At 60.9% G+C, this 10,741-nt stretch carries 8 protein-coding genes; 5 read left to right on the top strand and 3 right to left on the bottom strand.

The window, feature by feature from the left end; all coding sequences use genetic code 11:
• Positions 1-99: 99 nt before the first annotated feature.
• Positions 100-1,023 (bottom strand): DMT family transporter, encoded by a 924-nt coding sequence (locus CFBP1590_RS16595; RefSeq protein ID WP_088235532.1) that lies wholly within the window; start codon positions 1,021-1,023, stop codon positions 100-102.
• A gap of 105 nt (positions 1,024-1,128) precedes the next feature.
• Here CFBP1590_RS16595 and CFBP1590_RS16590 point away from each other — a divergent pair, with 105 nt between their 5' ends.
• Together CFBP1590_RS16590 and CFBP1590_RS16585 are read left to right on the top strand one after the other, a co-directional pair.
• Positions 1,129-1,698 carry a helix-turn-helix domain-containing protein gene (locus CFBP1590_RS16590; RefSeq protein WP_029241443.1) on the top strand — a complete coding sequence of 190 codons (570 nt, stop codon included), beginning with the start codon at positions 1,129-1,131 and terminating at the stop codon, positions 1,696-1,698.
• Positions 1,699-1,744: 46 nt separating this feature from the next.
• Positions 1,745-3,148, top strand: a complete 1,404-nt coding sequence (locus CFBP1590_RS16585; protein ID WP_088235531.1) for an FAD/NAD(P)-binding protein — start codon at positions 1,745-1,747, stop codon at positions 3,146-3,148.
• 466 nt (positions 3,149-3,614) lie between these two features.
• Here the strand turns inward: CFBP1590_RS16585 and CFBP1590_RS16580 are convergent, their stop codons facing one another.
• Together CFBP1590_RS16580 and ssuD are read right to left on the bottom strand one after the other, a co-directional pair.
• A complete protein-coding gene (locus tag CFBP1590_RS16580) occupies positions 3,615-4,721 on the bottom strand; it encodes a sigma-54 interaction domain-containing protein (RefSeq protein ID WP_088235530.1) in 1,107 nt (368 codons plus the stop codon).
• Entirely contained in the window at positions 4,721-5,860 is a 1,140-nt protein-coding gene (ssuD, locus tag CFBP1590_RS16575; RefSeq protein ID WP_004887000.1) for an FMNH2-dependent alkanesulfonate monooxygenase, read from the bottom strand. Before ssuD ends, CFBP1590_RS16580 begins: the two co-directional genes overlap by 1 nt.
• 273 nt (positions 5,861-6,133) lie before the next feature.
• Here ssuD and ku point away from each other — a divergent pair, with 273 nt between their 5' ends.
• Genes ku through CFBP1590_RS16560 form a run of 3 tightly spaced genes read left to right on the top strand, consistent with a single transcriptional unit; the run spans position 6,134 to position 10,720 of the window.
• Positions 6,134-7,069: a non-homologous end joining protein Ku gene (ku, locus tag CFBP1590_RS16570; RefSeq protein ID WP_069144403.1), complete on the top strand. Its 936-nt coding sequence runs from the start codon at positions 6,134-6,136 to the stop codon at positions 7,067-7,069.
• Positions 7,070-7,089: 20 nt separating this feature from the next.
• A complete protein-coding gene (gene ligD / locus CFBP1590_RS16565) occupies positions 7,090-9,690 on the top strand; it encodes a DNA ligase D (protein WP_088235529.1) in 2,601 nt (866 codons plus the stop codon).
• Positions 9,691-9,733: 43 nt separating this feature from the next.
• Positions 9,734-10,720 carry an aldo/keto reductase gene (locus CFBP1590_RS16560; RefSeq protein ID WP_088235528.1) on the top strand — a complete coding sequence of 329 codons (987 nt, stop codon included), beginning with the start codon at positions 9,734-9,736 and terminating at the stop codon, positions 10,718-10,720.
• Positions 10,721-10,741 lie beyond the last annotated feature (21 nt).

The raw sequence follows: 10,741 nt of genomic DNA, 5'->3' as shown, positions 1-10,741 counted from the left end.
AAGGGACAGTTTTTCGAATTTCCTACAAAAAGTGTCTGGTGGCGTTTTGTAAGCCATCTTCGCCGGGCCTGATGTCAGTCTCAGCATCAGCCAGTGGTTTCAGTCCGCTTTTTCCACACCGTCTTCTTCGAGGGTCATCGGGTGGACGGTCGATGGCCGCCGCCGCATTTCACTGACAATCACGCCAAGCACAATCAGTGCCCCGCCCAGCAGGGCAATGCCCGGCAAACGCTCACCCGCCAGTCGTCCGACAATGCCCGCCCACACGGGTTCACCGGCATAGATCACTGTTGCGCGGGTTGGCGAAACGCTTTTCTGAGCCCAGTTCATCGCGACCTGAATCACCGCGCTCATCGCACCGAGCCCTACGGCGATGAATACCAGTAACCAGGAAAAGTCCGGCAGCCGTTCCTGGGTCGGAACGATCATCAGGAACGCCAGGATCGAGGCGGTCGCCAGTTGCACCACGGTGACCCGCCGCACGTCGACTTTACCGGCATAGGCGCTGATCATGATTATTTCGGCGGAAATGGCCACCGCGCTGATCAAGGTGGCAATCTCGCCCGGACTCATGTGCAGTGAAGCGCCCTGCGGACCTGAAAGCAGCATGAGGCCGGTGAAGGCCAGGACGATGCCAAGGCTCGGCATCAGACCCGGACGCCGCCCTAGCGCCAGCCATTGCAGCAAAGGTACGAACGGCACGTAGAGCGCTGTAATGAACGCCGACTGACTGCTGGGAATGGTCTGCAGGCCAATGGTCTGCAAGCCGTAGCCGAGCATGATTGCCGCACCGATCAGGACACCGGCCTTGAGCTCCAGCAGCGTCAGCCCGCGCATGACATTCATCGAGCACAGCGCGACGATCATGGCGGCGGCCGCGAAGCGCAGGCCGACGAAAAACATCGGACCGCTGACCGTCATGGCGTGCTGCACGAGAAGAAAGGTGCCACCCCATAGCATGGTGATGAAGATGAGTACGGCTTCCGCCTTGCTGATACGGGGTGTACGGCTGATAGACTTCATGTCGGCTCCAGATCCCACGGCCTTGCTTGTAACAAGCGGGTCGACACACAATGGCGTCGCGAAAGTGTGCAGTATAATGCGCAACGGATTCGGATGAGCACTCCCATGGACAAAGAAAATTCCCAGCGCGCGCCGGTACTGCAGCATGTCAGTCAGAACGTGCGACGCCTGCGCAACGCGGCCGAACTCAGTCAGACGGCTCTGGCAGAACGGTCCGGCGTCAGTCGGCGCATGCTGGTGGCTATCGAGGCCGGTGAAAGGAACGTCAGTCTGGCGACCCTGGATCGGGTTGCCGAAGCGCTGGAAGTGGCGTTCAGTGACTTGATTCAGGCACCAGACATTCGCGACCACAGCCGTATCAATGAACTGGCCTGGGCAGGTAGGATTCACGGCAGCAAGGCCGTTCTGCTGGCCAAGGCCAATGCGCGGCGCGAAGTCGAGTTGTGGGAGTTCTGCCTGGCGCCCGGCGACCTGTATGCAGCCGATGCCGATCCGGAAGGCTGGAGCGAGCAGGTCTACGTCGTGCAAGGGCACCTGACCATACGGTTTTCCGATGCCTTTGAGGCTCGGCAGGTCGGTCCCGGCGAGTTCTACATGTTCCCCAGTAACCAGCCACACCGTTATTGCAACGAAGGTGACGTCACGCTGCGCTTTGTGCGCAATGTGGTGCTTTAACGTACCGACCTCCATTCATTGCAACATTCGCCAGAGGCCACGTTCGATGATCGACGACCATAACCCGACCGCCGACATCCTAATTATCGGCGGCGGGCTGAGCGGCACCATGCTGGCCGTGCAATTGTTGCGCAGACCCGGAAAGCGTCGAATCCTGATTGTCGAAACCCGTGAAGAGCTGGGCCGCGGTGAGGCTTACAGTGCAACGGAGATCGGCCACACGCTCAATGGCAATGCCGCCCGCATGAGTGCCGATGCGGATGATGCAGACGACCTGACGCGCTGGCTCACCGAATACCTGGCAACCGGCGGCTGGCCCGAGGCTGCCGCGCAACGGGTGCCGGTCGCCGAGCTGTTTCCGCCACGCGGTATTTTCGGACTCTACGTTCAGCAGCGATTGAAGGAAGCCCGGGCACTGGGCGCGACCCGTGGATCGACCGTCGAGCACGTGCGCGGTGAAGTGGTGGATGTTCAGGAGCAGGCCGTCGGTGTGTCCGCCACGCTTGCTGATGGCCGCGTACTGCAAGGTCACTTCGCGGTATTGGCGACGGGTATGTATGCGGCATCGCGCACGCCGCAGCGCGAGTCGAGCGGGCTCAATGCGGCGGCGCTCGATCCGTGGGACGTCAACGTAATGCGCGAGCTCGATCCCAGAGCACGGGTATTGATCATTGGCTCCGGGCTGACGATGGTCGATGCCGTGGTATCGCTCGAACAGGCCGGACACCGGGGGCCCATTCAGGTCTATTCCCGTCACGGACTGCTGCCCCACGTGCGACGTCAGCCGCCTGAATGGCCGGATTTTCTCGGTCAGGATCACAGCATTCGCAGCCCCCGGCAGTTGGTTCGCAAGGTCCGCGAGCAATGTGAGCTGGCCATCGAGAGCGGTATCGACTGGCAAGCACCGCTCGACACGGTGCGCGCCAATATCGGTCGATTGTGGAATCAGGCCACCGACAGGCAGCGTCGGCAATTCGTCCGTCACGTGCGGCCCTGGTGGGAAAGTCATCATCATCGTTCGCCGCCGCCGAGTGCGGCACTGGTCGCGCGGCTCTTGAAGGAAGGGCGACTGAGCATCTATGCGGCATCGTTACAGGGGGTATCGACTTTGGCGGGGCAGGTGCAGATTACGCTGCGTTATCGCGGCGATGATCAGCCATCGTCAATCATTGGCGATGCGTTGATCAATTCCACCGGCATCGAATACGACTGGCGTCGCGTTGATCGTGCTCTGCCGCGTCAATTGCTGGCCAGAGGGTTGATCCAGCCGGGGCCTTTGGCGCTGGGCATCGCAGCCGATTCCCGTGGCGCCGTGCTTGATGCGCAAGGCCGTTATTCTTCACGCCTGTTCGCCATGGGTCCACCGTTGCGCGGGATGTGGTGGGAGAGTACCGCTGTGAATGATGTGGCGAGTCAGGCCAAAGCATTGGCCATCCACCTGGCAGACTGAGTCCGCAACGTTTCAGGCCTGATCCAGCAGATAAGGTCCTGCCCCGCGTTTACCCAGCTCATCGCTCTGCGTGGGCATGCCTCCCGTGACGCTCCGCGTCACAAATGGCACAGACTGTGGATTCAGTTAGCCGAGCGCCCGGCTCAGGTCACCTTTGCGCCCTTACGGCGCGCTACTTTGAGGGACCAAAGTAGCCAAAGTCCTTCGCTCCGGTTCCGGCCCCGGCTTCGCCGGGGTTCCTTCGTCCTGACACTGATTCGGAGGTCGCTGCAAATGGGCCATCCATGGCCCAGTGCAGCTCAATCGGCATCCATGCCGATTGCCCCCCGAATCAGCGCCAGGACTCAGCCTTCACCCACGTCGCAATCGGCGGTGTCCGCACTATCGCGCAAAAAAGCACGGCAGTGCGCTGTCTCACTGTATAGCCAGATGACTTGTGTATAACGATGAGAGGGCGAAGGTCCGGTCACACGGAGAGGTGCAACATCCGGTCTCCCTGCAGGGCCTCACCCGGTCTGCGCTTGTTGACGGCCAGTTCGCCGATTCGGATCAACCGGGTGCGTGTCACATTGCGTGTCAGGCCCAGCAGGCTGGCGGTGTGCACCTGATTGTGATGGCAGAACCGATACGCTGCTCTGAGCAGCGCGTCTTCGACCTTCTCATGCAGGGCGCCGGCCTGTTCTTCGAACAGCGTCTGGAATGCCCGGTTCAGCAACTGTTCCGGGGTCTCTTCCTGCTGAGTGTAATCATCCTGGCGCTCGATACGCAGGTTGGACATGCGCAGGTCGTCGCGCTGGATCACCCCGTCACGGCAAACCAGCAGGGTGTGGTGAATCACGTTTTCCAGCTCGCGGATATTGCCGGGCCAGCTGTAGGTTTTCAGCTTGTGCTCGGCTTCCGGGCTGACCCTGACCGGGCCGTTCCTGAGACGCTGGCTGTAGACCTGAATGAAATGCAGCGCCAGCGGCAGGATGTCGCCCGGCCGGTCCCGCAGCGGGCTCAGTTCCAGATTGACCACGTCCAGCCGGTAGTAGAGGTCCTCACGGAAGTGTCCGGCGTTGATGGCTTTCTCTAGCTGCACGTTGGTGGCCGCCAGCACCCGCACATCGATCGGAATGCTCTTGCGCGAACCCAGACGCACCACTTCGCGCTCCTGAAGCACTCGCAGCAATTTGACCTGCAGGCTCATGGGCAGATCGCCGATCTCGTCGAGAAACAGCGTGCCGCCATTGGCCTCTTCGAACCAGCCTGCCTTGGCGCCGATAGCACCGGTAAAGGCACCTTTCTCGTGACCGAACAGCTCGGCCTCGATCAGATTTTCGGAAAAGGCTCCGCAGTTGACCGCCACGAATGGCTTGTCGCGGCGGGCGCTGAGGGCATGGACATGACGGGCTACCAGTTCCTTCCCCGTGCCGGTTTCGCCAATGATCAACACACTGGCGTCGCTGGGTGCCACCTGCCTGACGTGCTCCAGCAGGGCTCTGGATTTCGGGTCTTCGAACACCTGCGCCGTGGCCCTGATCGAGGTGGCCAGTGCAGGCGAGTGAGGTAGGGTCAGCAGTTGCACCGACATCACTTGGCCTGCGGCGGCAGGTCGTTGGCGATCATCTCGCCGAACGGGCCGGTCAGGTTGGTGATGCCGCGTCCCGCCAGGCTGGCGTAAGGCTCCGGTAGCAGCGGGAACACCAGTTCGGCAAAGCGATAGGCTTCTTCCAGATGCGGGTAGCCGGAGAAGATGAAGCTCTCGATGCCCAGGTCCGCGTATTCCTTGATGCGCGCCGCCACTTCTTCGGGGTTGCCCACCAGTGCAGTGCCAGCGCCGCCGCGCACCAGACCGACGCCTGCCCACAGGTTCGGTGCGATCTCCAGGTTGTCTCGACGCCCGTCGTGCAGGGCAGCCATGCGGCGCTGTCCTTCGGAGTCGAAACGCGAGAAGGATTTCTGCGCTGCGGCGATGGTGTCGTCACTGATGTGTTCGATCAGCGTGCTCGCGGCCTTCCAGGCTTCTTCGCTGGTCTCGCGGACGATGACGTGCAGGCGAATTCCGAACTTCACGGTCCGGCCCTTGCGTGCCGCGCGTTCCCGCACATCAGCCAGCTTCTGGGCGACGGCGGCTGGAGGCTCGCCCCAGGTTAGGTAAACGTCAACCTGATCGGCAGCCAGGTCGTGGGCCGCGTCGGAAGAACCACCGAAATACAACGGAGGATAGGGTTTCTGGATCGGCGGGTAGAGCGCCTTGGCGTTTTGCACGCGCAGGTGCTTGCCTTCGAAGTCCACAGCTTCGCCTTGCAGGACCCGACGCCAGATTTTCAGGAACTCGTCGGTCACTTCATAGCGTTCACTATGATCGAGGAAGCTGCCATCGCCCCGATTCTCGTCCGGGTCGCCGCCGGTGACGACATTGATCAACAAGCGGCCGCCGGACAGTCGATCCAGCGTTGCCGCCATGCGCGCCGACACTGTCGGAGAAATGATGCCCGGACGAATCGCCACCAGGTACTTGAGCTTTTCAGTGAGCGGCACCAGCGCCGAGGCGATTACCCACGAGTCTTCGCATGAACGCCCGGTGGGAATCAGTACGCCGTAGTAACCCAGATCATCAGCCGCCTGCGCCACCTGCTTAAGGTAGTTGAGCGTGACTGGGCGCGCGCCCTTGGTCGTGCCCAGATAATGGCCATCGCCGTGAGTCGGAAGAAACCAGAAAACGTTCATGACAAATCCTTGAGTGGTCAGCCGGGTCAGAGTCGTTGAAGGCAACTGTTGGATCCCGGACAGCAGGTCGACAGCGCCTCGGAGTGACGCCATTTATAGACACTCAGATTTATTCCGTAAAAGAACGTTAATCCATATTTTTAGACTCTTAGGTTATATAAATAAAAGTCAGACCTTCGGGTGCCTCGCTTACACCGCTCTGGCGCTCGTCTGCCGGCCGAAACTTTGCCCACCCCGGCCTGTCACCTTTTTAAGTTCAGAGGGAGTCAGGCAATGGCAAGGGCAATCTGGAAGGGCGCGATCAGTTTCGGGCTGGTGCATATACCGGTGGCACTGATTTCGGCGACATCATCGAAAGGTGTCGATTTTGACTGGCTCGACAAGCGCAGCATGGATCCGGTGGGCTACAAGCGCATCAACAAGGTCACCGGCAAGGAAGTGTCCAGCGAGAACATCGTCAAGGGCGTCGAATACGAGAAAGACCGTTACGTGGTGCTCAGCGAGCAGGAGATCCGTGCTGCGCATCCCAAGTCCACGCAAACCATCGATATCTTCGGCTTCGTCGACAGCCAGCAGATTCCCTTGCAGAACATCGACACCCCTTACTTTCTGACCCCCGACAAGCGCGGCGAAAAGGTCTACGCCCTGCTGCGCGAGACGTTGCACGACACCAAAAAAGTAGCGCTGGCCAATGTGGTGCTGCACACCAAGGAGCATCTGGCTGCCGTCATGCCGCTGGCTTCAGCGCTGGTCATGGTGATCCTGCGCTGGCCCGCCGATGTGCGCGAGCTCGATGATCTGGACCTGAGCGATGCGGTCACCGACGTGCAGTTGAACAAGAGCGAGCGCGATATGGCCAAGCGTCTGGTCAAGGACATGAGTGCCGACTGGACGCCGGAAGACTACCGCGACACCTTTCAGGACAAAATCATGCAACTGGTCGAGACCAAGGCAAAAGAGGGCAAGATCCAGGACCTTGAAACTGATCAGGGCGAGGAAGAGCGCAAGAGCGCCGATGTCATCGATCTGACCGACCTGTTGCGCCGCAGCCTCGCGGGCAAGGGCGGCGCCAGCAAAAGCAAGGCGAGCAAACCTGCGGCCAAGGCCAAGGCGTCGGCCAGCGAATCCGCCAAGTCCAAGGCGTCCGCCACCAAAGAACCTGCCAAGCGCCGTGCGCCGGCTCGCAAGAAAACCAGCAAGGCCTCCTGAGCCGTACGGAGACATTGACCATGGCCAAGCCTGTCAGCGAATACACGCGCAAACGCAACTTCGACATCACCTCGGAGCCTGCCGAGGCGGGCAGTAAAATGCGCTCGGCAAAGGCTCATGCGTTGAGCTTCGTCATTCAGAAGCACGACGCGAGCCACCTGCATTACGATTTCCGTCTTGAGCTGGACGGCACGCTCAAAAGCTGGGCGGTGCCCAAGGGGCCGAGCCTTGATCCGACCCAGAAACGCCTGGCGGTGCATGTCGAGGATCACCCGCTGGGTTACGCCAGTTTCGAAGGCAGCATTCCCAAGGGGCAGTATGGCGGTGGCGACGTCATTGTCTGGGACCGTGGCGTCTGGGAGCCCCATGGCGACCCGCGCAAGACCTACGCTGAGGGCAAACTCAAGTTCACGCTGATCGGCGAAAAGCTCACCGGTGACTGGGCACTGGTGCGTACCCGGCTCAAGGGCAGCGGCAGCAAGGAGCAGTGGCTGCTGATCAAGGAAAAGGATTCGGTCGCCCGGCCTGCCGACGAATACGACATCATCGAGCAACAGCCGCAGAGCGTGATCAGCGGTGCGCATGTCGGCGTCGGACGGGTTCCGGCATCGAAGGCCAAACCCCGGTCGACAAAGACCAAAACCGATACGGCACCGGCCAAACCTTCCCGCATGTCTTCCCGCACCAAGGCAAAGGCCGCGCTTCCCGAATTGCTTACCCCGCAACTCGCTACATTGGTGGACGCGCCCCCTGCGGGTGAATGGCTGTACGAAATCAAGTTCGACGGCTATCGCATCCTGACGCGTATTCAGGGCGATGACGTGCGGCTTTTTACGCGCAACGGCCACGACTGGACCGAGCGGCTGCCCGAGCTGGCCAAGGCGATCAAGGCGCTGAAACTGCAGGACACCTGGTTCGATGGCGAAGTCGTGGTGCTCAACGACCAGGGGCTGCCGGATTTTCAGGCGTTGCAGAATGCCTTTGAAATCGGTCGCAGCAAGGACATTCTCTATTACCTGTTCGACATGCCGTATCTGACTGGTGAGGACCTGCGTGAGGTGCCCATCGAGCAGCGCCGCGATGCGCTCAAACAGGTGCTCGGTAAACAGCGCAGCCGTCTGTTGCGTTTCTCCGATGCGTTTCGTTCGGGGCACAAGGACATCGTCGAAAGCGCCAGCGCGATGGGGCTGGAGGGCGTGATCGGTAAGCGGGCCGGCAGTCCGTATGTCAGCAAGCGCAACGCCGACTGGATCAAGCTCAAATGTCGGCTGCGTCAGGAGTTCGTGATTGTCGGTTACACCGCGCCGCAGGGCAGTCGCTCGGCGTTCGGCGCCTTGCTGCTGGCGGTCAATGATGATGACGGTCTGGTCTATGCAGGGCGGGTCGGCACCGGTTTCACCAGTCAGACCCTCAAACAGTTGCACGATCAGTTGCAGCCGCTGGAGCGCGATACCTCGCCGCTCGACAAGAAGCTCACCTCGGCACAGGCGCGGGGTGTGCAGTGGGTAGAACCGCGACTGATCTGCGAGGCCGAATTCGCGGAGTGGACGCGGGAAGGCATTCTGCGTCAGGCAGCTTTCGTAGGATTGCGCAGCGACAAACCCGCCAGTGAGGTGGTGCGTGAGTACCCTCAGCCAGCCGACATTGCCAGCCGCCCCAAAGCTGCAAAAAGCTCCAAGACAAAAGCTTTAGAGGCTCCCGTTGCACGCAAGACGGCGCGAGGCAAGGTGAACGTCGCGGGTGTCGGCATCAGCCATTCGGACCGGGTGATCGACAGCAAGAGCGGCACGCAGAAGATCGAACTGGCCCAGTTTTATGAATCGATTGCCGACTGGATCCTGCCGTATCTGAACAATCGTCCCGTCGCGCTGCTGCGCTGCCCCGAGGGTATCGACGGCGAGCAGTTCTTTCAGAAGCACTCCGAGCGCCTGGCGATCCCCCATATCCGGCAACTGGATCGAAAGCTTGATCCGGGCCATGCCGCGCTGATGGAAATCGACACGGTTCAGGCTCTGGTCGGCGCCGCGCAAATGGGCGCCATCGAGTTTCATACCTGGGGGGCGACCAGTGATCGCATCGAAACGCCTGACCATCTGGTGCTCGACCTTGACCCGGATCCGGCCTTGCCCTGGCGCAGCATGATCGAAGCCACACAAATGGTGCTGGCGGTGCTTGAAGAACTCGGGCTTGAGGCCTTTCTGAAAACCAGCGGCGGCAAAGGCATGCACATCATTGTGCCGCTCGCCCGGCACGCTGATTGGGATACGGTCAAAGGCTTCGCCAAAGCCATCGCCGAGTTCGTGACCCAACAGCTGCCCGAGCGTTTCACCGCCACCATGGGCCCGAAAAACCGCGTCGGCCGCATTTTCGTCGACTACCTTCGCAACAGCCGTGGCGGCAGCACGGTCACCGCCTATTCGGTTCGTGCCCGGCCCGGGCTTCCCGTTTCGGTGCCGATAGCGCTCGATGAACTGGCGGGCCTTACGTCTTCGGCTCAATGGGACGTCACCAATCTGGAGCAACGTCTGCGTGAATTGAAAGGCGATCCGTGGGAGGGTTACCGTAACCGGCAGAGAATCACGCAAAAGATGTGGAAGCAGTTGGGGGCCAAGCGGTCCTGAACACTCAAAATAAAACACGTGCAGGACAGATAAGGAGAACGTCATGACGCCACCCCATCACCTGACCCGCAGAAGACTGCTCACCCTGGCGGCAGGTGTAGGCGCCGCACTGGTGTTCGACACCGCTGCCGGTGACCAGAAACCGCCGACGCTGCCATCGTCGTCCGACCCTTCATCACTTCCCTCAAAACTGACATCCGGAGGCAAGACCATGCTGACCCGAGCGATCCCCTCCAGCAATGAACCGCTGCCTGTCGTTGGCCTTGGCACTTATCGCGGTTTTGATGTGGCCACTTCCAGCCCGGCCTACAAGCAGCTGCGTCCGGTTCTCGACGCACTGTTCGCGGCAGGCGGCAGTGTGGTCGACAGCTCGCCCATGTACGGGCGCGCCGAGCAGACCACCGGGGAATTGCTGTCGATCCACGAGCCGCGATCCCCTGCGTTTCTGGCGACCAAGGTCTGGACGCGGGGACGTAGCGAAGGAATCGCGCAGATGGAGGAGTCGTTCAGGCTGCTGCAGACTGACCGGATCGACCTGATGCAGATTCATAACCTGCTGGACTGGAAGACCCATCTACCGACATTGCGCGAGTGGAAGGAGCTGGGCCGCATCCGCTACATCGGCATCAGCCACTACACCTCGAGCGCTTATGCTGACGTGGAAGCGGTGCTCAAGAGCGAGCCACTGGATTTTCTACAGATCAACTATGCCCTTGACGACCGTGACGTCGAGAAACGGATCCTGCCGCTGTGCAGGGAACGCGGTGTGGCGGTCATCTGCAATCGGCCGTTTGGTGGCGGCGGACTGTTGTCGCGGCTCAAGGACAAGCCTTTACCAGGCTGGGCTGCGCAGGTCGAAGTGAACAGCTGGCCGCAACTGGCGCTTAAATTTCTGCTGGCCAACCCCGCTGTTACCTGTGTGATTCCCGGCACCGGGAACCCGCGTTACATGGCCGAGAACGTCGGCGCCGGGTTTGGCCCGACCCTGACCGATGCGCAGCGTCAGCAGTTGATTGCCCTGGCGGGTTAATCGCAACGGTGTCCGCGAACA

This window comes from Pseudomonas viridiflava (assembly GCF_900184295.1).
Classification (GTDB): Bacteria; Pseudomonadota; Gammaproteobacteria; order Pseudomonadales; family Pseudomonadaceae; genus Aquipseudomonas; species Aquipseudomonas viridiflava.
Note: the sequence above shows the minus strand (reverse complement) of the source record. Positions and strands in the feature narration are given on the sequence as shown.

Bases quoted from the DNA above. Each gene is read 5' to 3' on its own strand.
- CFBP1590_RS16595 (WP_088235532.1), bottom strand. From the start codon at position 1,023: ATGAAGTCTATCAGCCGTACACCCCGTATCAGCAAGGCGGAAGCCGTA.
- CFBP1590_RS16590 (WP_029241443.1), top strand. From the start codon at position 1,129: ATGGACAAAGAAAATTCCCAGCGCGCGCCGGTACTGCAGCATGTCAGT.
- CFBP1590_RS16585 (WP_088235531.1), top strand. From the start codon at position 1,745: ATGATCGACGACCATAACCCGACCGCCGACATCCTAATTATCGGCGGC.
- CFBP1590_RS16580 (WP_088235530.1), bottom strand. From the start codon at position 4,721: ATGTCGGTGCAACTGCTGACCCTACCTCACTCGCCTGCACTGGCCACC.
- ssuD (WP_004887000.1), bottom strand. From the start codon at position 5,860: ATGAACGTTTTCTGGTTTCTTCCGACTCACGGCGATGGCCATTATCTG.
- ku (WP_069144403.1), top strand. From the start codon at position 6,134: ATGGCAAGGGCAATCTGGAAGGGCGCGATCAGTTTCGGGCTGGTGCAT.
- ligD (WP_088235529.1), top strand. From the start codon at position 7,090: ATGGCCAAGCCTGTCAGCGAATACACGCGCAAACGCAACTTCGACATC.
- CFBP1590_RS16560 (WP_088235528.1), top strand. From the start codon at position 9,734: ATGACGCCACCCCATCACCTGACCCGCAGAAGACTGCTCACCCTGGCG.